The sequence below is a fragment of the Actinophytocola algeriensis genome, assembly GCF_014203735.1.
In the GTDB taxonomy this organism is placed as follows: Bacteria; Actinomycetota; Actinomycetes; order Mycobacteriales; family Pseudonocardiaceae; genus Actinophytocola; species Actinophytocola algeriensis.
In genome coordinates this window covers 819,487-842,736 of record NZ_JACHJQ010000006.1, presented here as the reverse complement: position 1 = coordinate 842,736, position 23,250 = coordinate 819,487, and the positions used below count along the sequence as shown (strand labels likewise).

The 23,250-nt window shown below is 70.2% G+C and carries 20 protein-coding genes; 9 read left to right on the top strand and 11 right to left on the bottom strand.

What is annotated here, in order from left to right:
• Positions 1 to 4 precede the first annotated feature (4 nt).
• The 6 genes from FHR82_RS30775 (at position 5) to FHR82_RS30750 (ending at position 6,585) form a co-directional block, all read left to right on the top strand.
• Positions 5 to 1,171 carry an acyl-CoA dehydrogenase family protein gene (locus FHR82_RS30775; protein ID WP_184814044.1) on the top strand — a complete coding sequence of 389 codons (1,167 nt, stop codon included), beginning with the start codon at positions 5 to 7 and terminating at the stop codon, positions 1,169 to 1,171.
• A 160-nt stretch (positions 1,172 to 1,331) separates the two neighbouring features.
• Positions 1,332 to 1,940 carry a TetR/AcrR family transcriptional regulator gene (locus FHR82_RS30770; protein WP_184814043.1) on the top strand — a complete coding sequence of 203 codons (609 nt, stop codon included), beginning with the start codon at positions 1,332 to 1,334 and terminating at the stop codon, positions 1,938 to 1,940.
• A 132-nt stretch (positions 1,941 to 2,072) separates the two neighbouring features.
• Positions 2,073 to 4,235, top strand: coding sequence for a helicase (locus FHR82_RS30765; RefSeq protein WP_311771347.1), 2,163 nt, complete (start codon positions 2,073 to 2,075; stop codon positions 4,233 to 4,235).
• Positions 4,232 to 4,795, top strand: a complete 564-nt coding sequence (locus FHR82_RS30760; protein ID WP_184814041.1) for an SRPBCC family protein — start codon at positions 4,232 to 4,234, stop codon at positions 4,793 to 4,795. Before FHR82_RS30765 ends, FHR82_RS30760 begins: the two co-directional genes overlap by 4 nt.
• Positions 4,796 to 4,894: 99 nt before the next feature.
• On the top strand, positions 4,895 to 5,713 hold the full coding sequence (locus FHR82_RS30755) for an NAD(P)H-dependent oxidoreductase (protein ID WP_184814040.1): 819 nt from the start codon (positions 4,895 to 4,897) through the stop codon (positions 5,711 to 5,713).
• A gap of 74 nt (positions 5,714 to 5,787) precedes the next feature.
• Positions 5,788 to 6,585: an alpha/beta hydrolase gene (locus FHR82_RS30750; RefSeq protein ID WP_311771346.1), complete on the top strand. Its 798-nt coding sequence runs from the start codon at positions 5,788 to 5,790 to the stop codon at positions 6,583 to 6,585.
• Here the strand turns inward: FHR82_RS30750 and FHR82_RS30745 are convergent.
• Together FHR82_RS30745 and FHR82_RS30740 are read right to left on the bottom strand one after the other, a co-directional pair.
• Positions 6,572 to 7,981, bottom strand: a complete 1,410-nt coding sequence (locus tag FHR82_RS30745) for a cytochrome P450 (RefSeq protein WP_184814038.1) — start codon at positions 7,979 to 7,981, stop codon at positions 6,572 to 6,574. The two genes, FHR82_RS30750 and FHR82_RS30745, sit on opposite strands and share 14 nt — an antisense overlap.
• Positions 7,982 to 7,983: 2 nt before the next feature.
• Positions 7,984 to 9,180, bottom strand: a complete 1,197-nt coding sequence (locus FHR82_RS30740) for a TetR/AcrR family transcriptional regulator (RefSeq protein WP_311771345.1) — start codon at positions 9,178 to 9,180, stop codon at positions 7,984 to 7,986.
• A 225-nt stretch (positions 9,181 to 9,405) separates the two neighbouring features.
• Between FHR82_RS30740 and FHR82_RS30735 the strand changes: the two genes are divergently transcribed.
• The 3 genes from FHR82_RS30735 to FHR82_RS30725 all read left to right on the top strand — a co-directional run bounded on the left by FHR82_RS30735 (position 9,406) and on the right by FHR82_RS30725 (position 14,200).
• Positions 9,406 to 10,620, top strand: coding sequence for an acetyl-CoA C-acetyltransferase (locus FHR82_RS30735; protein WP_184814037.1), 1,215 nt, complete (start codon positions 9,406 to 9,408; stop codon positions 10,618 to 10,620).
• 14 nt (positions 10,621 to 10,634) lie between these two features.
• A complete protein-coding gene (locus tag FHR82_RS30730; protein ID WP_184814036.1) occupies positions 10,635 to 12,794 on the top strand; it encodes a 3-hydroxyacyl-CoA dehydrogenase NAD-binding domain-containing protein in 2,160 nt (719 codons plus the stop codon).
• 179 nt (positions 12,795 to 12,973) lie between these two features.
• On the top strand, positions 12,974 to 14,200 hold the full coding sequence (locus FHR82_RS30725) for a S1 family peptidase (protein WP_184814035.1): 1,227 nt from the start codon (positions 12,974 to 12,976) through the stop codon (positions 14,198 to 14,200).
• Position 14,201: 1 nt separating this feature from the next.
• Here FHR82_RS30725 and FHR82_RS30720 read toward each other — a convergent pair whose 3' ends face one another.
• The 9 genes from FHR82_RS30720 to FHR82_RS30680 form a co-directional block, all read right to left on the bottom strand.
• On the bottom strand, positions 14,202 to 14,927 hold the full coding sequence (locus FHR82_RS30720; protein WP_184814034.1) for a metallophosphoesterase: 726 nt from the start codon (positions 14,925 to 14,927) through the stop codon (positions 14,202 to 14,204).
• A 246-nt stretch (positions 14,928 to 15,173) separates the two neighbouring features.
• The gene (locus tag FHR82_RS30715) at positions 15,174 to 16,598 is read right to left on the bottom strand and encodes a beta-N-acetylhexosaminidase (protein WP_184814033.1); all 1,425 of its coding nucleotides are present in this window, start codon (positions 16,596 to 16,598) and stop codon (positions 15,174 to 15,176) included.
• Entirely contained in the window at positions 16,595 to 17,434 is an 840-nt protein-coding gene (locus tag FHR82_RS30710; protein ID WP_311771344.1) for a carbohydrate ABC transporter permease, read from the bottom strand. Before FHR82_RS30710 ends, FHR82_RS30715 begins: the two co-directional genes overlap by 4 nt.
• Complete coding sequence (locus FHR82_RS30705; protein ID WP_184814032.1) at positions 17,431 to 18,330, bottom strand: carbohydrate ABC transporter permease; 900 nt, start codon at positions 18,328 to 18,330, stop codon at positions 17,431 to 17,433. The genes FHR82_RS30710 and FHR82_RS30705 overlap by 4 nt, the downstream gene beginning before the upstream one ends.
• Positions 18,330 to 19,619, bottom strand: a complete 1,290-nt coding sequence (locus tag FHR82_RS30700; protein ID WP_184814031.1) for an extracellular solute-binding protein — start codon at positions 19,617 to 19,619, stop codon at positions 18,330 to 18,332. The genes FHR82_RS30705 and FHR82_RS30700 overlap by 1 nt, the downstream gene beginning before the upstream one ends.
• Positions 19,620 to 19,713: 94 nt before the next feature.
• Positions 19,714 to 20,112, bottom strand: a complete 399-nt coding sequence (locus FHR82_RS30695) for a DUF1707 SHOCT-like domain-containing protein (RefSeq protein WP_184814030.1) — start codon at positions 20,110 to 20,112, stop codon at positions 19,714 to 19,716.
• A 75-nt stretch (positions 20,113 to 20,187) separates the two neighbouring features.
• The gene (locus FHR82_RS30690) at positions 20,188 to 21,219 is read right to left on the bottom strand and encodes a lactonase family protein (RefSeq protein WP_184814029.1); all 1,032 of its coding nucleotides are present in this window, start codon (positions 21,217 to 21,219) and stop codon (positions 20,188 to 20,190) included.
• Positions 21,219 to 22,613, bottom strand: coding sequence for a GntP family permease (locus FHR82_RS30685; protein ID WP_184814028.1), 1,395 nt, complete (start codon positions 22,611 to 22,613; stop codon positions 21,219 to 21,221). Before FHR82_RS30685 ends, FHR82_RS30690 begins: the two co-directional genes overlap by 1 nt.
• A gap of 18 nt (positions 22,614 to 22,631) precedes the next feature.
• On the bottom strand, positions 22,632 to 23,249 hold the full coding sequence (locus FHR82_RS30680; RefSeq protein WP_184814027.1) for a bifunctional 4-hydroxy-2-oxoglutarate aldolase/2-dehydro-3-deoxy-phosphogluconate aldolase: 618 nt from the start codon (positions 23,247 to 23,249) through the stop codon (positions 22,632 to 22,634).
• Between the last annotated feature and the right edge of the window lies 1 nt (position 23,250).

Sequence of the window (23,250 nt, the reverse complement as noted above, 5' to 3'; positions counted from 1 at the left end):
GAGCATGACCGGGTTTTCCGAGACCGAGGAGCGCCAGGCGCTGCGGGCGGCAGTGTCCGACCTCGGCAGGCGCTACGGCGGCGAGTGGTTCCTGAAGAAGGCGCGTGCCGGCGAGAAGTCCACCGAGCTGTGGGACGAGGCAGGCAAGCTCGGCTACCTCGGCGTGAACGTGCCGGAGGAGTTCGGCGGCGGTGGCGGCAACATCGGCGACCTGGCCGCGGTGGCCGAGGAGCTGGCGGCGCAGGGCTGCGGCCTGCTGCTGATGGTGGTGTCCCCGGCGATCTGCGCGACGATCATCACCCGCTTCGGCACGGACGCGCAGAAGCAGGAGTGGCTGCCGCGGTTCGCCGACGGCTCGCTGCGCATGGCGTTCGCGATCACCGAGCCGGACGCCGGCTCCAACTCGCACAAGATCACCACCACCGCCCGCCGCGACGGCGACGACTGGGTGCTGAACGGTCGCAAGGTCTTCATCTCCGGTGTCGACGAGGCCGCCGCCGTGATGGTCGTCGGCCGCGCCGAAGACCAGCACAGCCGCGAAGGCAAGCTCAAGCCCGCGCTGTTCATCGTCCCGACCGACGCACCCGGCGTCGAGTACCACCCGATCGAGATGGACATCATCTCGCCGGACAAGCAGTTCACGCTGTTCCTCGACGACGTCCGCCTCCCGGCGGACGCGCTGGTCGGCTCCCAGGACGCGGCGCTGCTGCAGCTGTTCGCCGGCCTGAACCCGGAGCGCATCATGGCCGCGTCGTTCGCGATCGGCATGGGCCGCTACGCCCTGGACAAGGGCGTCGACTACGCGAAGTCGCGGCAGGTGTGGAGCACTCCGATCGGCGCCCACCAGGGCGTGGCGCACCCCCTCGCGGAGGCGAAGATCGGCCTGGAGCTGGCGAAGGTGATGACCCAGAAGGCGGCGGCCCTGTACGACGCAGGCGACGACATGGGTGCAGGCGAGGCCGCGAACATGGCGAAGTACGCGGCGGCGGAGGCGTCGATCAAGGCGGTCGACACCGCGGTCCAGGTGCACGGCGGCAACGGCCTGACCGCCGAGTACGGCCTCGGCGCGCTGGTCGCGGCCGCGCGCGTGAACCGGATCGCGCCGGTGAGCCGCGAGATGATCCTCAACTTCGTCGCCCAGAACACCCTGGGCCTCCCGAAGTCCTACTAGGGCGTGCCCAGCCCCGCCTCCCCGGATTCACAAGTGTTGGTCCCGATCCGGCGACACCCGCGGACCACAGGCGGTCAGTGGCTGAGTGCCGTCACGTTCCCCTGAGGCAACTGCTGATCAGGCCAGGACTATGCACAAAGATCCAAAAGGACACGCTCTGATGACTGAGGTTTTGCGGGAGCCGCGCCAGGACCGCAGCCGGGCCACCCGGCAGCGGCTCCTGGAGGCGGCCATCGAGTGCCTGGCCGAGGTCGGCTGGTCGGGCAGCACGGTGTCGGTCGTCGCGGAACGGGCGGGCGTCTCGCGGGGCGCCGCCCAGCACCACTTCCCGACCAGGGAGGACCTGTTCACCTCGGCGGTCGAGCACGTGACCTCGGAACGCCTCGCCGTGCTCCGGTCCAGGGCGGTGGACCTCCCCGCCGGCCCGGACCGCACCAGGGCCGTGGTCGGGATGGTCGAGCTGATGTACACCGGACCGCTGTTCCGCGCGGCGATCCACCTGTGGGTGGCGGCGTCGTCGGACGAGCGGCTGAAGGAGCGCGTGGTCGGGCTGGAGGCGCAGGTCGGGCGGGAGACCCACCGGACGGCACTGGAGCTGCTCGGCGTCGACGAGTCGCGGACCGGGGTGCGGGAGGCGGTGCAGGCGACGCTCGACATGGCCCGCGGCCTTGGCCTGGCGAACCTGCTCACCGACGACCGCAAGCGCCGTCAGCGGGTGCTGGACCAGTGGGCGGCGATGCTGGCGGACGCGCTGCACCAGGAGCCGTGACCGGCTCGTTTGGCAAATGGTCTATCACAAGCCATAATCAATGGCTGGCTTTGCGCTGTGAATTCGGCGAATGCCGGAAAGTGCGTTGATTATAGCTTATGAGGGGCTCATTTGTCAAAGAGCGATTACGACGTGGAATTGCAGGCGGAACGGGAACACATCGCGTCGTTGTACGCGCGCCTGGACGCCGAGCGGTCGACCGCGGCCGGCAAGCTCGACGGCGTGCTGATCGACAGCACCGCGGAGACCACTGAGGCCCTCTGGGAGCGGGACGTGGCCGCGACCACGCTGACCAGCCAGATCGGGCGGCTGAAGGTGGCCGACAACGGGCTGTGCTTCGGCAGGCTCGACCACACCGCGGGTGAGACCACCTACATCGGCCGGATCGGGTTGTTCGACGAGGAGAACGACTACGAACCGCTCCTCACCGACTGGCGCGCACCGGTCGCGCGGCCCTTTTACGTGGCGACCGCCGCGAATCCGGAAGGGGTGACCCGCAGGCGCCATTTCCGGGTCCGCGGCCGCCGGGTCCTGTCATTTCACGACGACGTTCTCGAACACGGTGTCGCCGACAGTGACGAGGTGCTGGTCGCCGCGCTCAACGCCCCCCGGTCGGAGACGATGGGTGACATCGTCGCGACGATCCAGGCCGAGCAGGACGAGATCATCCGCCTCGGCCGCACCGGCGTGGTCGTCATCGACGGCGGACCCGGCACCGGCAAGACCGTCGTCGCGCTGCACCGGGTCGCCTACCTGCTGTACACGCACCGCGAACGGATGTCCCGGCGCGGTGTGCTGATCATCGGCCCCAACACCGGCTTCCTCCGCTACATCGGCGGCGTGCTGCCCTCACTCGGCGAGACCGACGTGGTGTTCTCGACCCCCGGCGAGCTGCTGCCGGACGTGAAGACGCGTGCCGCGGACCCGGACCGCGAGGTCAAGGGCAGTCTCACGATGGTCGACCTGGTGCACGCCGCCGTCGCGAACCGGCAGGAGGTGCCGGAGACGCCGATCGAGGTCGAGCTGGACGACGTGACCGTCGAGATCGACGTTGCGGTCGCCGGGCGGGCGCGGGAGCGGGCCCGCGGGTCCGGGCGCCTGCACAACCGGGCGCAGGACATCTTCCGCGACGCGCTGGTCCTGGAGCTGGCCGAGCAGGCCGTCGACCGGATCGGGGAGGGCTGGCTGGACGCGCGGGACACCCCGGACCTGGCCGCTGACCTGGCGGCGGACGTGCGCCGCGAGCTGATCTCGAGCACCGCGCTCGCCGCCGCCGTCGAGCTGCTGTGGCCGCGGCTCTCGCCGAGGAAGCTGTTCTCCGACCTGTACACCTCGCCGGAGCGGCTGGCCGCGATCCGCGCGCCCAGGTCGTTCCTGCGCGACCGCGGCGACGCGTGGACCGTGTCGGACGTGCCCCTGCTCGACGAGGCCGCTGAGCTGCTCGGGGCGTACGAGTCGGACGAGGAGGCGGAGCAGACGCGGCGCGAGCAGGAGGCGTACGCGCGGGGCGTGCTCGACATCCTCGACACCGACGAGGACCCCGACGAGGAGATGCTGCGTGCCGTCGACCTGATCGACCCGACGCAGCTGGCCGAACGGCAGGAGGAGCGCGACCACCGGTCGCTCGCCGAGCGGGCGGCCGCGGACCGCGAGTGGACCTACGGGCACGTGGTGGTCGACGAGGCGCAGGAGCTGTCCGAGATGGACTGGCGGGTGCTGATGCGGCGGTGCCCGAGCCGGTCCATGACCATCGTCGGCGACCTCGCGCAGCGCGAGTCGCCAGCGGGTGCGCGGACCTGGGCGAACATGCTCGACGAGTACGTGCCGAACCGGTGGACCTACCGGCAGCTGACCATCAACTACCGCATGCCGGCGGAGATCATGGACGTCGCCGCGTCGCTGCTGTCCACGATGGACACCTCGGCGCAGCCGCCGAAGTCCGTGCGGTCGACCGGGGTGCCGCCGTGGTCGCGCTGGGCGCCCGCGGGCAAGCTGGCGGCCGCGGTGACGGAGATGGTCGCGCGCATGGAGGAGGAGATCGGCGAGGGCACGATCGCGGTGATCGCGCCGGACGGGTCGACGCTCAACGTGGACGCGCTGGTCCTGCCGCCGAGGGCGACCAAGGGCCTCGAGTTCGACGGGGTGATCGTGGTCGAGCCGGCGACGATCATGGCCGGGTCCGCCGGTGCCGCCGAGCTGTACGTGGCGCTGACCAGGGCGACGCAGCGGCTCGGTGTCGTGCACTCGGCCCCGTTGCCGGACTGCCTGATGTTGCTCGATGATGTGACCCCGTGAGGATTCGCGCACGCACGATCGCCCCCGCCGCCGACACCCGTGACCGGCTGCCGTGGGCGACGGTCACCGACGACGGTCTCATCGAGGCGGAGGTGCGGGACCGCGAGTTCACGCAGCGCTGCCTGGAGCTCGCGAACGCGGTCGACGCGCTGGAGGGCCGCGCCGTCCTGGAGTTCGACGAGAGCAGCACCACCGTGGACATCGCCGCGCCGACCGACGAGGTGTTCGAGTCGCTCACCGACCGGGCGCTGTTCGAGCGCTGGTTCGGCCTGCCGCTCGCGATCGAGCTGTTCCCCGGCGGCCGCTGGGAGATCGAGGGCGGCGGTCCGGTCGGCACGGTCGTCGAGCTGGTCGCGGACCACCGCCTCGTGTTGTCCGAGGACACCGGTGTCAGCACCTGGGAACTGTCCGAAGTCGACTCCGGGACGCGGCTGTCGGTCACCATGCGGCTGGGGGACGGCCCGCCGCCGCCCAGGAGCTGGTGTGGCTGGCTGAGCGGCATCAACCAGCTGCGCAGACTGCACGAGGTGCCCGACCGCTGCCCGATCTGGGTAGCCTGACCGGGTGGAGCTGACACTCGACCTGGCCGAGCAGGTGCCGGCCGCTCACTGGCTGCCGTCACGTTCGCGCAGGGCATGGTCGTGAGTGGAGGGTGACGTATGCGTGTGCTGTGGTTGTACGCCCATCCCGAGCCGCGGTCGTTGAACGGTTCCTTGCGGGACCACGGGATCGCGGTGCTGCGTGGGCACGGGCATGAGGTGCGGGAGTCGGACCTCTATGCCATGGACTGGGACCCGGTGGTGCGGGCCGAGGACTTCGCGCACGATCCGGCCTCGCGGCTGGACGTGCTCGAGGAGTCCGAGCGAGCGCTGAACGACGGGTCGCTGCGCGCGGACATCCGTGCCGAGCAGGAGAAACTGCTGTGGGCGGACACGGTGGTCGTGCAGTTCCCGTTGTGGTGGTTCGGCATGCCGGCGATCCTCAAGGGCTGGTTCGACCGGTTGTTCGTGCAGGGGTTCGCGCAGGGCGTGCTCGACCCGGTCACCGGGCGCGCCCGGCGGTACGGGGATGGTGGGCTGGTCGGCAGGCGGGCGCTGGTGATCACGACCGTCGGCGCCAACGCGGCCACCACGGGGCCGAGGGGGATCCATGGCGAGCTGGACGAGGTGCTGTTCTCCCTCACGCACGGCACGCTGTGGTACTCGGGGATGACGCCGGTGGCGCCGTTTGTGGTCAACGGCGCGGTGTCCGTGTCCGACGACGAGTACGCGGACGCCGCCAAACGGCTGGCGGAACGACTGATCACACTGCCCGACGCCGAACCGATCCCGTTCCGCCACCAGAACGGCGGCGACTACGACAACCACCTGGTACTCCGCGACGACCACGCCCCCGGCGAGGCGGGCGTGGGCATCCACTACACGCGCGACGACGTCCACTGCGGCCGCACCGGCAGCGACACCGAGGCGCCGCGCTAGGAACCGGACCGCACGTCATGCGTCCGGAGGGTATGCGGGTATCGCGGAGGGCGTTGTTGCTCGGGGGAGCAGGGGTGGCCGGCGCCGCCGCGCTCACCGGGGCCGGGATGGTCACCGACGTGTTGCCCGGTGGGCCTGGGTTGCGCCGGGTGCTGGGGCTGACCGGGCCCGATGGGGAGATTCCCGAGGTGCCGCCCGAAAAGGTGGTCACCGACCGGGTGCGGTCCGCTGCTCGTGGGGTGGACATGGATCTCGTGGTCGTGGGGGCCGCGCCGGGGCGGCCGGTGTGTCTCGCGCTGCACGGGCGGGGTGGTGACGCGCGGTCGTTCCTCGACATGGGGGTGCCGCGGTTTCTCACCGCCCTTCGCCGGGATGGGGCACCGCCCTTCGGGATTGTCGCGGTGGACGGGGGGAGCACCTACTGGATCGACGACACCCTGCGGATGTTGCGGGACGAGTTGCCTGTGTGGCTCGCCGAGCGGGCCCTGCCCGCGCCCACCGCCGCGGTCGGGATCTCCATGGGGGCCTTCGGGTCGTTGCGGTACGCGCGTGAGGCCGATCTGCGGGCCGTGGCGGTCATCGGGCCCGCGCTCTTCCAGGACTGGGCTGACGCGAAGGCCCGGGACGTTTTCCGCGACGAAGGGCACTGGCTCGCCAACGAACCCTTGCGGCACACCGGTGACCTCGGGAACACAGCCCTCGGAGTCTGGTGTGGTACCGAAGACCCGTTCGTCGGCGCCGCGCGGGAGTTCGTCCGGAAGGCCCGGCCGGACGTGGCCGCCATCGGGCCAGGGGCCCATGACGGCGGCTACTTCCTCCGGGTGCTGCCCGACGCGTTGCGGTTCGTGGGTACGAGGCTCAGCGGCGTTTGATGGAGATCGGCAGGCCGTCCTTCGGCAGCGGCAACGCGGTCGGGTCCCAGCGGACGTCGTAGTCGGCGGGGACCGTCCACTCGAAACGGCGGACCAGCTCGTGGGCGATCGTCTTCACTTCCTGGGTGCCGAAGTGCATGCCGATGCACTTGTGCACGCCGCCGCCGAAGGGCATGTACGCGAAGCGGTGGGACTTGTCCTCGCGGCGGTCTTCCGAGAAGCGCAGCGGATCGAAGCGGTTCGGCTCGGTCCAGTACTCCGGCAGCATGTGGTTGATCCACGCCAGCGTCGTCACGAACGTGCCCGCGGGCAGGTGGTGGCCGAGCAGGTCGGTGTCCTTGACGGTCTTGCGGACCATCCACGGGACCGGCGCCACCAGGCGCATCGACTCCTTCAGCACCAGGTCCAGCGCCGGCAGCCGGTCCAAAGTAGACACGGTGAGGGGCTCGTCGCCCAGCGCGAGGGACTCCTCGCGCACGAGGGACTGCCACTCGGGGTTCTTGCCGAGGTAGTACACCAGCGACGACGTGGCGATGGTCGACGTGTCGTGGGCCGCCATCATCAGGAAGATCATGTGGTTGACGACGTCGTCGTCGGAGAACGTCTCGCCCTCGTCGGTGCGGGCGTGGCACAGCGCGGCGAACAGGTCGTCGGAGTCCGAGGCGCGTTTCGCGGGCAGGCCGCGGCGGAAGTAGTCCTCCAGCACCTTGCGCCCGGTGAGGCCTGCCTGCCACCGGCCGCCCGGCACCGGCAGCCGGATGAGCGCCGTGCCAGCGCGGACCGTGTCCACGAACGCCTTGGTCAGGCGGGAGGAGTCACCGCCGAGCGACGACGCCATGAAGATCTTCGTCGCCACGTCCAGCGTGAGCTGTTTGAGCGCCGGGTACACCTGGAACCCGTCGCGCGGCGACCACGCCGACACGCTGTCGGCCACCACGTCGCCCACCTGCGTCATGTACGCCGACAGGCGGTCCGCGGTGAACGCCAGCTGCATGAGCCGCCGGTGGTAGATGTGCTCGTCGAAGTCCAGGAGCATCAGGCCGCGGTTGAAGAACGGGCCGATGAAGTACTCCCAGCCCTGCTGCGAGTACGCCTTGTCCCTGTTCGCCAGCACGACCTGCGTCGCGTCCGGGCCGGACGCGGACACCACGTTCACCCCGAAGGCGCGGACCCACGACACCGGGCCGTACTGCTCGTAGCGCTTCATCGCGTAGTCGAGGCCCAGCCGCAGCATCTCCAGGCTGTGCCCCAGCACCGGCAGGCCGGGGTCACCGGGCACCGGCTTGAGTCCGGCGGGTGGTGCGGCCAGGTCCTTCGTGGGCCAGGCGCGGTCCATCAGCCAGCGGTCGAACGCGTTCTTGTCCACCTCGTAAGGTGCACGCAGCGCAGTGGACATCACTACCTCCCAGCGTCGAGAACGGTCACCGCCAGCTCGGTCAGTTCGGCCGCGATCCTCGGCCGCCGCAGCAGCCTCGGGGTGCGGGCCAGGTCGTTCACGATCGTGAGTGCCACGTGCACGATCACCCGCGTGTCGGGTTCCGGCAGGTCGGGGGCGACCGTGCGCAGCAGCGCGTACCAGTGCCCGACGTAGTGCCGCTGCAGCCGCACCAGGTCCTTGCGGTCCCGTTCCGGCAGGTTGCGCAGCTCGTTCGCGAAGGTCGCCATGATGTTGTCCGACCGCAGCACCGTATCCACGTAGGACGTGGCCAGGTAGGTCAGCGCCTCCTGCGGCGGCAGCGTCATCGCGTGCGTGGCCGTGCGGGCCAGCTGGTCGGACATGCGGTAGCCGCCCGCGACGAGGATGGCCGCCTTGCCGGGGAAGTACCGGTAGATGCTCGGCCCGGCCATGCCCGCGCGGGCGCCGATGTCCTCCATGCTCACCGCCGCGTACCCGCGTTCGCGGAACAGGGAGATCGCGGCGGTCAACAGCTCCTCGCGGCGTGAACCGGGCGTGCCGGGGGCCCGTTCCGGCAGTGGTTCCGGCAGCGGCACCGGGTCACCGTCGGGGACCCGGCACGAGGTGACCGCGGTCGCGAGCGTGACAAGCAGGTCCTCGAAGCGGCGCCGCGGCGGGCTCGTGTGGTGGTCGGACAGGCTCCCGTACACCGACAGGGTCGCCCAGCACAGCAGCTCGGCGTCGCTCATCGCCAGCTCGGGGCGGGCGTCGCGCAGCGCGATGCCCCACTGCGCCATCAGCTCGGCACCCCGGTGGCGGATCTTGGTGCGGTCGGCCTCGGCGAGGTGGCGGCCCTCCCAGCGCCACAGCGCGGTGATCTCGCGCCGGTCGACGGCCAGCTCGGCGACCGCCCGCAGCAGGGCCGACAGCTGGCCGGCGGGGGTGCCCGGGGTGGCGAGCGCCCCCTCGGTCACCAGGCCGAACGTGTCCATGCCGGACAGGAGGACGTGGGCCAGGATGTCCTGTTTGCCCCGGAAATGACGGTAGACGGCAGGCCCGGTGACGCCCGCGGCCTTGGCGATGTCGTTGACGCTGACCTGGTGGTACCCGTGCTTGCGGAACAGCTCGGCAGCCGCGTCGGCGAGTTGGGCCTTGCGGTTGCGCGGTCGCCTGACCGGCGGCCGAGAAATCTCCGCCACGGTTCCTCCACGGTGCGGCGTACCCGCCAACGCTAACCGAAGCGCGGGTTGTTGGCAAACCGCCAACGCGATCCGAAGTGAACTCAGATTAGCGCGATGACGTGGACCTCGGGTCCTGGCGCGGCCTGAGTGTGGCCCACACCCCAAATCAGGTGGCGATCGTTGACAACCACAGATCCGGTGCCAACATGTTAATCAGTATTAGCCCTCGAGAGGACCCCTAGCGTGGCTACCGAAGCATTCGTCTACGACGCGATCCGCACCCCGCGCGGCCGGGGCAAGAAGAACGGGTCGCTGCACGGAACCAAGCCGATCTCCCTCGTCGTCGGCCTGATCGACGAGCTCCGCAAGCGCAACCCCACGCTCGACGTCGACCGGGTCTCCGACCTGCTGCTCGGCGTGGTCACCCCCATCGGTGACCAGGGCAGTGACATCGCGAAGACCGCCGCCATCGCGGCCGGGCTCCCCGACACCGTCGGGGGCGTGCAGCTCAACCGCTTCTGCGCGTCGGGCCTCGAGGCCGTCAACATCGCCGCCCAGAAGGTCGCCTCCGGCTGGGACGAGGTCGTCATCGGCGGCGGCGTCGAGTCGATGTCGCGGGTCGCGATGGGCTCCGACGGCGGCGCGTGGGCCATGGACCCGGCCACCGCCTACGACACCTACTTCGTGCCGCAGGGCATCGGCGCCGACCTGATCGCGACGATCGAGGGCTTCTCGCGCGAGGACGTCGACGCCTACGCCGTGCGCAGCCAGCAGCTCGCGGCCAAGGCGACGAGCAACGGCTACTTCGCGAACTCGATCGTCCCGGTGGTCGACCAGAACGGCATCACCGTCCTCGACCACGACGAGCACATGCGCCCCGACACCACGGTCGACGGCCTCGGCAACCTGAAGCCGTCGTTCGCCACGATCGGTGACATGGGCGGCTTCGACGCGGTGGCGCTGCAGAAGTACCACTACGTCGAGAAGATCAACCACGTGCACCACGCCGGCAACTCCTCGGGCATCGTCGACGGCGCCGCGCTGGTGCTCGTCGGCTCCGAGCAGGCGGGCAAGGACATGGGCCTGACCCCGCGCGCCCGCATCGTCGCCACCGCCACCTCCGGCGCCGACTCGACGATCATGCTGACCGGCCCGGTCCCCGCGACCGAGAAGCTGCTCGCCAGGACCGGCCTGTCCGTCGACGACATCGACCTGTTCGAGCTGAACGAGGCGTTCGCGTCGGTGGTGCTGAACTACCAGAAGAAGCTGCACATCCCGGACGAGAAGCTCAACGTCAACGGCGGTGCCATCGCCATGGGCCACCCGCTGGGCGCGACCGGCGCGATGATCCTCGGCACCATGGTCGACGAGCTGGAGCGCCGCCAGGCGCGCCGGGCCGTGATCACCCTCTGCATCGGCGGCGGCATGGGCGTCGCGACCCTCATCGAGCGCGTGTAAGGACGAAGACCTCAATGACTGAGACCATTCGCTGGGAGAAGGACGCCGACGGGATCGTCGTCCTCACCATGGACGACCCGAACCAGTCGGCCAACACGATGAACCGCGACTACGCGGCGTCGATGCACGCCACGGTCGAGCGCCTGCACGCCGAGAAGGACGACATCACCGGCGTGGTGATCACCTCGGCCAAGAAGACGTTCTTCGCGGGCGGCGACCTCAAGGACATGATCGAGGCCAAGGCCGACCAGGCCAAGGAGGGCTTCGAGTTCATCCAGGGCATCAAGGCGGACCTGCGCCGCCTGGAGACGCTCGGCAAGCCGGTCGTGGCGGCCGTCAACGGCGCCGCGCTCGGCGGTGGCCTGGAGATCGCGCTCGCGACCCACCACCGGATCGCCGCGGACGTCAGGGGTTCGAAGATCGGCCTGCCCGAGGTCACGCTCGGCCTCCTGCCCGGTGGCGGCGGCGTCACCAGGACCGTGCGGCTGCTGGGCATCCAGAACGCGCTGCTGCAGGTGCTGTTGCAGGGCACGCAGTACAACCCGGCCAAGGCGAAGGAAGTCGGCCTGGTGAACGAGGTCGTCGGCTCCGTCGACGAGCTGCTGCCCAAGGCCAAGGAGTGGATCAAGGCCAACCCCGAGGCCGCGCAGCCGTGGGACGTCAAGGGCTACAAGATCCCCGGCGGCTCCCCGTCGCACCCGGCGTTCGCGGCGAACCTGCCCGCGTTCCCGGCCAACCTGCGCAAGCAGCTCAAGGGCACGAACATGCCCGCGCCGAAGGCGATCCTGTCCGCCGCGATCGAGGGTGCGCAGGTCGACATCGACACCGCGCTGACGATCGAGTCCCGGTACCTGCTGTCGCTGCTGTCCGGCCAGGTCGCGAAGAACATGATCAAGGCGTTCTTCTTCGACCTGCAGCACATCAACTCCGGCGGCTCCCGGCCGGACGGGTACGAGAAGTTCACCGCCCGCAAGGTGGGCGTGCTCGGCGCGGGCATGATGGGCGCGGGCATCGCGTACGTCTGCGCGCGTGGCGGCATGGAGGTCGTACTCAAGGACGTCTCGCAGGAAGCCGCCGACAAGGGCAAGGACTACTCGGTCAAGCTGTTCGAGAAGGCCGTCTCGCGGGGGAAGTCCACGCGGGAGAAGGCCGACGAGACGCTGGCCCGCATCACGCCCACGGCCAACCCCGAGGACCTCGCGGGCTGCGACCTCGTGATCGAGGCGGTCTTCGAGAGCACCGAGCTGAAGCACAAGGTGTTCGCGGAGATCGAGAACATCGTGGCGCCGGACGCCGTGCTGGGCTCCAACACCTCCACGCTGCCGATCACGGGCCTCGCCGAGGGCGTGAAGCGGCAGGAGGACTTCATCGGCCTGCACTTCTTCTCCCCGGTCGACAAGATGCCGCTGCTGGAGATCATCGTCGGCGACAACACCAGTGACGCCACGCTGGCCAAGGCGTTCGACGTGGCGCAGCAGATCAAGAAGACGCCGATCGTCGTCAACGACTCGCGCGGCTTCTTCACCTCGCGCGTGATCGGCACGTTCATCAACGAGGCCGTCGCGATGGTGGCCGAGGGCGTGAACCCGGCGTCGGTGGAGCAGGCCGGTTCGCAGGCCGGCTACCCGGCGCCGCCGCTGCAGCTGCTGGACGAGCTGACCTTGACGCTGCCGTTGAAGATCCGCAAGGAGACCCAGGCCGCGGTTCTCGCCGCGGGTGGCGAGTGGACGTCCCACGCCTCCGAGCCGATCATGGACCGGATGGTCGAGGAGTTCGACCGCAAGGGCAAGTCGTCGGGCGCGGGCTTCTACGAGTACGCGGACGGCAAGCGGGTCGGCCTGTGGAGGGGTCTCTACGAGAACTTCACCAAGGAGGGGCACGAGATCCCGTTCGAGGACATGAAGGAGCGCATGCTCTTCGCGGAGGCCCTCGAGACGGTCAAGTGCTTCGACGAGGGCGTGCTGCGGTCGGTGCCGGACGCGAACATCGGCTCGATCATGGGCATCGGCTTCCCGCCGTGGACCGGTGGTGTCATCCAGTACATCAACGGGTACTCCGGTGGCGTCGCCGGGTTCGTCGCGCGGGCACGTGAGCTGGCCGAGCGCTACGGCGACCACTTCACCCCGCCCGCCTCGCTGGTCGAGAAGGCCGAGAAGGGCGAGAAGTTCGAGTAGGTCGTGGTATCTCCGATGCCGCCGCGCCCTCGTGGGGTGCGGCGGCATCGGTGTCTGTGACCTGGCTCAACCTGGTTGTGCCCGTTGGGGCGTATCTCCTCGAGTGGTCTAACGACCCCGGTGGTGTGCGACGACCCACCTGTCGTTCGTGCAAACCCACAGCAGGGGAGATTCAAGGGATGAGAAAGTTCGTTCGCGTCCTCGTCACCGCGGCGGCGGTCGGCACGCTCGCCGTGGCGGTGCAGTCGACGGCCGCGGCCGCGCCGGTCCGGCCCGCCGCGTCCGACGAGGTTCTTGCTGCCATGCAACGGGATCTGGGTCTCACGGCCGCGCAGGCGGCCACGCTGCGGGGGCAGCAGGACCGGGCCGTCGACCTCGACGTGCGCCTGCGTTCGTCGCTGGGTGCCGACTTCGGTGGGTCCTGGTTCGACGCGGCCGCCGGTCGCCTGACCGTCGCCGTCACCGACCAGGCGCGGGTCGCCGAGGTGACGAAGGCGGGCGCCGCCGCGAAGGTCGTGCGGCACAGTGCCGCCGAGCTGGACGCCGTCCGTGCCGAGCTGGACACGTTGTCGGGCAAGGCTTCCGGTGACGGGCGCGCGAAGCAGGGTGTCTCGAAGCTGCGGGGCCTGGCGAGCTGGCGGGTCGACCAGAAGACCAACAGCGTCGTCGTGACCGCGGTGAAGGGACAGCAGGCGTCCCTGTCGGCGCTCGCGAAGTTCGGTGACGCGGTGCGCGTCGAGCAGACCGACCGCGCGCCGGTGCGGACCGCCAACTACCTCGACGGCGGCGACGCGATCAACTACGGCAGCTGCTCGGCGGGCTTCAACCTGCGCAACCAGAACACCGGCCAGGGCTTCCTGCTGACCGCGGGTCACTGCGTCGGTGCGGGGTCCACTGTGTACGGCCAGGACGGCGTGGTGCTCGGCACCACCGTGGCCAGCTTCTTCCCGAGCTACGACGACGCGCTGGTCCGCAACGACAACCCGTCGTACTGGTACCAGGGCTGGTGGGTCGACACGAACCCGTCCAACGGCGGGATCATCACGGTCAGCGGCCACAGCGACGCGCCGGTCGGCACGTACCTGTGCAAGTCGGGCATCACGACGAAGTGGACCTGCGGCTACATCACGGGCAAGGACGAGACCGTGAACTACAGCCAGGGCGCGGTGTACGGCATGACCCGCCACTCGGCGTGCGTCGAACCGGGCGACTCGGGCGGTGCGAACGTGGCGGCCCTGTCGCACTGGTCGCCGGAGGGTGTCACCAGCGGCGCGCAACTGTACTGGGACGGCAGCCGCTACCGCTGCGCCGCCGCGGTCGGTGCCGGGCAGAACGTGTCGTGGTACTTCCCGATCGCGGACAGCCTCGCGTACTACGGTCCCGCGTACGGCGTGACGATGTGGTGAGTCAGTAGCAGGCAACGGTCCCGGCAGCATGGCTGACCGGGACCGTGTGCGTTGTCCCGTCGAGGTGGAGCAGGAACGACGTCGGTTCGGGAAGGTAGTCCGGGACCGTGCCGGTCATGGCGAGCCCGCTCTGGAGGTGGGTGCTGGGTGCGGTGACGAGGATCGTGCCGGCGAAGGCGGCGGTGACGTGGCGGTGGACGTGCCCGGCGAGAACGGCGGTGACGTCGTGCCTTTCGACCACCGCGGCCAGTTGCTCGCCGTCGGTCAGGCGCTGCCGGTCGAGGAACGGTATGCCGACCGGGATCGGCGGGTGGTGCAGGCAGACGAACGCCGGGCCGGTGGTGGCCAGCGTGCGGTCGAGCCACGCCAGCTGCTCCGCACCGAGGTACCCGGCGGCGGAGTCGAGGACGACGAGGGTGTCGGCGGTGTAGTGCGTTGTCCCGCCGAGGAACCGGGTGTTCCCGAACTCGGCGAGGAGCTTCTCCGGGTTGTCGTGGTTGCCCGCCACGAGGTGCAGTGGGAGCGGGAAGCGGCCGATCACCTCGTGCAGGGCCCGGTATTCCTCGGGGGTGCCGTGTTCGACCAGGTCGCCGGTGATCACGACGCGGTCGGGTGGCGGGTCGAGCGTGCGGACGCGGCCCAGTGCCCGGTACAGAGCGGTCGCTGGTGCCGCGCCCAGTGGGCCGGTGGTGAGGTGCGGGTCGCTGAGGTGCGCGATGACGGCCATGGTCCCGACGATCCGCTTCGCTGTTCGCCGCGGCAACGCGTCATGCTCAGAGCGAACCTCGGGTGGTGCGCGCCGCGTGGTCGATGGTCAGCTGCGCGCGCTGACCGGGCGTGAGCGCAGCACGCCGAGCGCCACCGCTCCGTACAAGGCCACGCCGGACAGCGCCAGTCCTTCCAGGCCGACGACGACCTCGGTGGCATTGCCGCGCGGAGCAAACCACCGCCGGCGTGACCAGCCGTGCGCTGGTCAGCGGGGGCGACCCGGCACCCCGGGCCGGGTCTGCCACGGATGCGGGCCCGCCAGCGGGCGGTACTCCACGCCCAGCGCGTCCAGCCGTGGCAGGTGGTGTGCGATCAGCCGTTGCTCGAACTCCTCGTACGAGCGGTCCGGACCGCTCCACACCACCTCCGCGAACGCCGCCAGCCTCGGGAACGCCGCGTAGTCCACGCGCCGAGGCGAGTCCAGGTGCTCGGACCACACCTGCGCCTGCGCACCCAGCGCCGACGCCGACGGCTCGTACGCGTACACGTCTGCCAGCGTCCGCAGGTACCCCACCGGGATCGGCTCGGAGGGGTGGTCGGACTGGCGGTGGTCCAGGTACAGGTGGTCCTCCGGGCACAGCACCACGTCGTGCCCCCCGGCGTCGACGTCCGGGTGCCAGGCAGCGACGATCGTGCGGGGTGGCAGCCTGGGGGACAGGGCCTCGTCCCACACGGATGCCCTGCGGCCCAGCGACTCCAGGTGGGTGGCCAGCTGGGCCACGAACCAGCCGTGCAGCGAGTCCACATTCGACAGACCGAGGTCGGCCGCGCGGTCCACCGAACCAGGGTCCGCGGCCCACTGCGTCGCCGGGACCTCGTCGCCGCCGAGGCAGATCACCTCGGACGGGAAGATCTCCGTCACGTGGGTCAGGACCCTGCGGTAGAAGTCGACCACCTCGTCGGTCATGGCCAGCACGTTCTCGTTGACGCCCCACCGGGTCAGGACCTCGAGGCGCTCGCCGGTCACGCCCAGCCACGGGTACGCCGCGATCGCTGCCTGGCTGTGGCCCGGCACGTCGATCTCCGGGACCACCGTGATGTGCCGCTCCGCCGCGTACGCCACGATCTCCCGCAGGTCGTCCACCGTGTAGTACCCGCCGTGCGGGCGGCCGTCGTGGCCCGGGGTGCCGTCCGGTGGGCGGCCGGTCCACGAACCCGCTCGCCACGCGCCCACCGTCGTGAGCTTCGGGTACTCCGGGACCTCCAGGCGCCAGCCCTGGTCGTCGGTCAGGTGGAGGTGCAGCACGTTCAGCCGGTGCGCGGCCATCAGGTCCAGGAAGCGCAGCACGGCGTACTTCGGCATGAAGTGCCTCGCCACGTCCAGCAGACAGCCGCGCCAGGAGAACCTGGGCCAGTCCTCGACCACACCGCACGGCAACGGGTCACCGGGGAGGTCGACCGCGCGGAACGCCGCCGGGCCCCGCAGCTGCCGCAGTGCCTGGAAACCGTAGAACTCGCCCGCCGGGTCGGCCGACTCGACGTGCACACCGTCCGACGACACGGTCAGCCGGAAACCCGACGGCGGCAGCGACAGGTCCTTGGCGAACGTCGGCGCGGGCGGATCATGCAACGTCCCGCCCGTCGGCGTCACCCGTACCGGGCGTGGCAGCAGTCCTTCGAACACGGTCACCCCTTCACCGCCCCGGCCATGCCGGACACCAGATGTCGTTGCACGATCAGGAAGAAGGCCAGCACCGGGAGCGTCATCAACGTCGAACCGGCCATGATCGCGCCCCAGTCCTGCTCCTCGGGCTTGAAGAACACCAGCAGCCCCAACGGGAGCGTGCGGTTGTCGGTGCCCGAGATGAGGAACGTCTTCGCGAACAGGAAGTCGTTCCACGCGTGGATGAACGACACCACGCTCGCCGCGACCAGACCGGGAGCCACCAGCGGGAACAACACCTGCCACGTGAAGCGGAACCGGGACGCGCCGTCGAGTGCCGCCGCCTCCGCCAGCTCGTCGGGCACGGTCGCCACGAAGCCGCGCAGCATCCAGATCGCGAACGGCAGGCTGAACGCCAGGTGCACCACCACGAGCGCGCCCAGCTGGTTCAGCCCGATCGCGGGTACCACGTCGCCGAACGACCGCATCAGGAAGAACAGCGGGATGGTCAGCGCCTCCACCGGCACCATCTGCGCCACCAGCAGCATCACTACCAGCACGGTCCTGCCGCGGAACCGGAACCTGGTCAGCGCCACGGCCGACAGGAACGACACCACCAGCGACAGCGCGACCACCAGCAACGCGACCACGAGGCTGTTCACGAAGTACAGCCCGAAGTTCTCCACGTCGAGCACCCGGCGAAAACTGTCCAGAGTGGGCGCTCCGGTCCACGGGCGGGGGTTCGCCGACTGCACCTCACCCGCCGGCTTGAGCGCCGACAGCACCATCCAGTACAGCGGGAACGCCACGACCGCGGCGATCACCACGCACGCGACGTCGACGACGAGCTGCCCGCGCCTCACCGCACACCCCGCTGCGCCCGCACGTAGAGCCCGGTGATCAGCAGCAACAGCACGGTCATGACCACCCCGATCGCCGCGCCGAGGCCGTACTGCTCACCGGCGAACGCCTTCTGGTACGCGAACACGTTGAGCACCAGGTTCTGCCCGGCCACGCCACCGCCGTTCGTCATCACGTAGATCTGCGTGAACACCTTGAAGTCCCAGATGATCGACTGGATCGTCGCGATCATCAGCAGCGGCCGCAGGATCGGCAGGATCACCGCCGTCGCCGTGCGGCGGGCCGACGCGCCGTCCAGCGCCGCCGCCTCGATCACCTCACCGGGGATCGCCTTGATGCCCGCGTACATGGTGACCAGCACGAACGGGAACGAGCACCAGATGATCTCCGCGGCGACCAGCCCGAACGCGGAGAACCGTTCGAACGTCCAGGAATGGCCGCGCATCCCGTCGAAACCGAGACTCCCCAGCGCCTCGTTGACGAGCCCGAAGTCCTGGTCGAACAGGAACAGCCACACGTACGAACCCGCCATCGTCGGCGTCGCCCACGCACCCAGCGCGGCGAGGAACAGCAGCGTCCTCGGCACGGTCCGCGCGCGGTTCGCCAGCACCGCCAGCGCCGTGCCGACGAGCAGCGTCCCGACGACGCAGACCGCCGCGAACACGACCGTCGTGAGCAGGACGTCCCAGAACCGCGGGTCCGACAGGAGCGTGACGTAGTTGTCCACCCCGAGGAACACGAGCGGCGCCGCGCCGCTGGCCTGTGGCTGTCCGTAGTCGTACAGCGAGATGACGACCAGCTGGTAGATCGGGTAGGCCAGCAGCGCCAGCAGCACGACCGCCGCGGGCAGCAGGTACAGCAGGGCGGCGCGCCCGTCCCGCCGGTGCGCGAACGCCATCAGCTGCCGAAGGCTTCGTTCATCTCGGCCGCCGCCGCGCTGGTGGCCGCGGCCACGTCCAGCTGCCCGGTCGCGACCTGCTGGACCGTGGTCGGCAGCACGCCTGCCGCGTCGATCTTCGTCCAGGCCGGAGTCGACGGAACGAAACGGGTCCCGCTCTGGACGGTCTCGATGAACGGCTGGAGGAACGGGTCGTCGGCCGCGACGCGGTCCTGCACGTCGGTGAACGTGGGCATGTTGCCCATCGCGCCGAACATCTTCTCCTGGTAGGTCTTGCCGCCCAGGAGCTGCACGAAGTCCAGCGCGAGCGTGCGCTTCTTGCTGGAGGCGAACACGCCGAGCAGGTTGCCGCCCGCGAACGCCGGTGCGATTGAGCCCTCGGTCTTGCCGGGCAAGGGGATCACGGCGTACTTGCCCTTGACGGCACCGGCGTCGACCGCGGCCCGGTTGAAGTCGCCGCCGATCGTCATCGCGGCCTTGCCGCCGGCGAATGCGGCGACGGACTGGCTGCCGGTGAGCTGCGCGCACGCGGCGGGCGGGCAGATGTCCTCGCTGATCAGCTCGGCGTACTGGCTGAGCCCGGCACGGGCCGCCGCCGAGTCGATCGTGGCCTTCCAGGTCTCACCGTCCTGTTCGGCCACGTCGCCGCCGTTGGCCCAGATGTAGGGCAGGAGCGCGAACTGGTACTTGCCACCGACCGCGATCCCGTACAGGTCCGGCTTCGCGGCTCGGATCTGGCGCGCCGTCGCGGTCAGCTCGTCGAGCGTCGCGGGCGGCTTCAGGCCGAGTTCGGTGAAGACGTCCGTCCGGTAGTAGAGCGCGCGGGTGCCGGTGTACCAGGGGATGCCGTAGGTCTTGCCGTCCACTGTGGCCGTGTCGAGCACCTCGGGCACCAGGTCCTTGCTGTCCGGCCACGACCCGAGGTCGGCGGTCAGGTCGGCGAACCCGTTCGACGCGGTGTAGCCCGCGAGGTCGGTGTTGCCGAACTCGGCCACGTCGGGGGCGCTCGCCTTGTCGTTGAAGGCACCGTTGAAGCGGGACGCGCGGCCGTCGACGGGCAGGTACTCGACGTTCACGGTGACGCCGTCATGTGCTTTCTCGAACTCGGCCTTCGCCTCGTCGACAACGGCCTCCTTGGCGGCGTTGGACGCCTCCTGGAACAGCCAGACACGCAGTTCGCCAGTGGTCTCCTCGCTCTGCCCCGAGGTGTCGTTCGACGCCTGCGGTGGCGCGCAACCGATTGCGAGCGCGCCGAGAGCGGCAACAGCCAGTGTCCGTCGGAACTTCATGGTGGGACCCCCGTTGCACTATGCGCAATGGACGTTCTGCATTCCGCAACGGATGCTAGAGAGGTGCCACCACCGGCACAAGGGTCTGGACCAATCAGCGGGCGGCGACCAGCACGGTCACGACCACGACGACGCAGGCGAGGAGGATCGCGGGTAGCCACCACCCGGCGACAAGTGCACCGAGCACGATGAGACCGCCACTGCCGAGCACGACGCCGGTGCCATTGCTGGCGCCGTCCGGTGTCTCGGCCGCGGGACGGCTGCCCGGCGTCGCCTCCCAGCCGTCGCGCTCCTCGCCCATGAGCGGGTGCGGCGAGGGCAGGTCGGCGAACAACGCGCGGAGGTCGGCACGGGTCTGCGCGTCACGCACCAGGTCCCGGCGGCGGTCGTGTTCCGCCGTCGTCAGGTGTGCGGAGTCCCGGTGCTCGGCCAGCGCTCGCAGCGCCACCTTGCGGTCGGCGCTGTCGACCCAGAGTTCGTCGTCGTCGCTCATCGCCCGGCGACGATACCCTTGCCGGATGGCGGTCCGCGCGTCCGGCACGACCGTCGTCGCGGTGCTGGGCCGGCGTCAGGGCCAGGCGACGATGCCCACCGACGGCACCGGTGCCGAGCCCGCCGACGCGCCGAGGGTGCCCGTGGCCGGGTCGCGGGGGAGCCACGTGACGGTGCCGGAGTTCTGGTTCGACACGTACATCCACCGCTCGTCCGGGCTGAGCGTGCAGTGCCGTGGCCAGTCGCCGCCGGTCGGGGTGGCGCCCAGTGCGGTGAGCTGGTCGCCGGACACGACGAACGCCGCGATCGTGTTGTCGCCGCGGTTGGACGCGTACACGAACCGGCCGTCGGCGCTGACCGTGATCTCCGCAGGGAAGTTGCCGTCTCCCGCGGTCGGGATGACCTGGCCCGGGGTGAGTGTCCCGTCCTCCCACCGCGCCACCGTGATCTCCGGGCGCAGCTCGCCCAGGATGTAGACCAGCGGCTCGGTCGGGTGGAACGCCAGGTGGCGTGGGCCGGCACCGGCCGGGAGCCGGAGTTGCTGGTGTTGCGTGAGCTTCCCGTCCGCCAGCCCGTACACGTACACCGAGTCGGTGCCGAGGTCGACCGCCAGCACCCACTCGCCGGACGGGAGAACCTGGTGGGCGTGGGGGTCGCGGTCGCCTTCGTGCCGCACGAGGTCGGTCTGCTCGCCGATCGAGCCGTCGTCGTCCAACGCGTGCACGGCAACGGAACCCGACGTGTAGTTCGCGGTGAGCAGGTGGCCGGACGGGTGCACCGAGACGTGTGTCGGGCCCGCGCCGCCGCTGGACCGCGTGTTCAGCACCGCGTTCGTGGTGCGGTCGATCGCGGTGACGCGGCCCTGACCCTCGTTCGTGGTGTACAGGAACCGGTCGTGGAACGCCAGGAACGACGCGTCCGGCACCCCGGCGACCGAGCCGGTGACCGTCAGCGTGCCGTCGTCGGCCACCGCACCGGTCCGCAGGTCCGCGCCGAAACTACCGAGGTACACAGTGGACGGAGCGGAAAGCTCGCCCGCACCCCGGGCCAGCGCGAACGCGGCCGTGACGAAGCCCGCGTACCCGAGGAACTCCCGTCGGTCCAGCATCAGATCACCGCCATCAGTATCGCCGCCACCGCGAAGCCGACCACCGACAGTATCGTCTCCAGCACGGTCCACGTCTTCAGCGTGTCCTTGACCGAGATGCCGAAGTACCGCGACACGATCCAGAACCCGCCGTCGTTGACGTGCGAGGCGATGATCGAACCGGCGCAGATGGCCGCCGCGATCAGCGCCAGCTGTGGTTGCGAGTAGCCGACGTCCTTGATGGTCGGGCCGATGATGGCGGCCGACGCGGCGATCGCGGCCGTCGCGGAACCCTGCGCGATCCGCAGCCCGCAGCTGATCACGTACGCCGCGAAGATCACCGGCAGGCCAGCGTCGTGCAGGCTGCCGGCGATCACGCCACCGATGCCGGTCGCCTTCAGGACCGCGCCGTAGAACGCGCCGGCACCCACGACCAGCAGGATCATGCCGACCGGCCGCAGCGACGCCGCGCTCAGGTCCGCGACCTGCGACTTGGTCATGCCGCGGCGGTAACCCAGCAGCCAGAACGCCAGCAGCACGGCGATGGTCAGCGCGATCGCCGGGGTGCCGATGAAGTTCGCGACGCCGGCCGCGGTGGAGCCGGCGGGGAGCCAGATGCTGCCGAACGTCCCGGCCAGGATCAGCACCAGCGGGATCGCGATGATGCCGACGACCATGCCGAGCCCCGGTTCGTCGCCCTCCCGCTCGGTCTCCGCCGCCGCCAGCATCTCCTCGGGGACCGGGATGTCGATCCGCTTGCCGATCCACGACGAGAACAGCACGCCGCCCACGTACCACGCGGGGATCGCGCACACGGCGCCCATCAGGATCACCCAGCCGAGGTCCACACCCAGAAGTCCCGCCGCGGCAACGGGTCCGGGATGTGGTGGCAGGAAGGCGTGCGTCACCGACAGGCCCGCGAGCAGCGGCAGGCAGTACAGCAGGATCGACCTGCCGCCCTGCTTGGCCGCCACGTACACGAGCGGCGCCAGCACGAAGATGCCCACGTCGAAGAACACCGGGACGCCGAAGATCAGGCCCGCCAGCCCCATCGCCAGCGGCGCCCGGTTCTCACCGAGCGCACGCAGCAGCGATCTGGTCAGCACCTGCGCGCCGCCGGACGCCTCGAGGATCGCACCGAGCATCGTGCCAAGGCCGATGATCGCGGCGATGTGGCCGAGGATGCCGCCGAAACCCGTCTCCAGCAACGACTCGCCGGGTTTCTGCGCCGAACCGACCAGCGACTGCACTGGCAGCCCGGCGGCGAGCGCGGTCAGCAGGCCGATCACGAGCAGCGCGATGAACGGCTCGACCTTCCACCTGATGATGAGCGACAGCAGCACCGCGATGCCCACCGCGGCGAGCAGCAGCAACCCCGGTGTGGAGTGCTGCAGCCAGTCAACGAACCCCGACATTCGTCTCCTTGTGCGGTTCTATCCGATGGCCGCGAGGAATTCCTTCGCGCGCTGTGCGATCTCCGCGAGCCTTGACTCGGCCGCGAGCTTGGGCCCCACCACACCGCTGCCCGCGGTCACGGCGATCGCGCCGCCCGCCAGGTATGCCGCGGCGTTCTCCGCGTTCAGGCCGCCGGTGGCGACCAGGTTCACGTCCGGGTACGGGCCGTGCAGGTCCGAGAAGTACGCCGGGCCGAGCCGCGCCGCGGGGAACACCTTCACCGCCGTCGCGCCAAGGTCGACCGCGGTCGCCACCTCGGTCGGGGTCATCGCGCCGAGCACGATCGGCACCTGCTGCCGCACCGCCTCCTCCGCGACCGCGGGCCGCAGCCCGGGGGTGAGCAGGAACGTCGCGCCAGCGTTGATCGCGTCGCGGGCGTCCTGTTCGGACATCACGGTGCCCGCGCCGAGGATCAGCCCCTCCACCCGCGCCGCCTCCTCGATGAGCCGTGGCGCGTCCGGGGTGGTCAGCGCGAACTCGACGATCGGCAGGCCCGCCTCGACGAGGGTCCGCGCGAGCCCCACCGGATCGGGGATGATCGGCGCGCGGATGATGCACAGCGCGCGCCGGGCACCGAGTTCGGCGAGCAGGTCCATG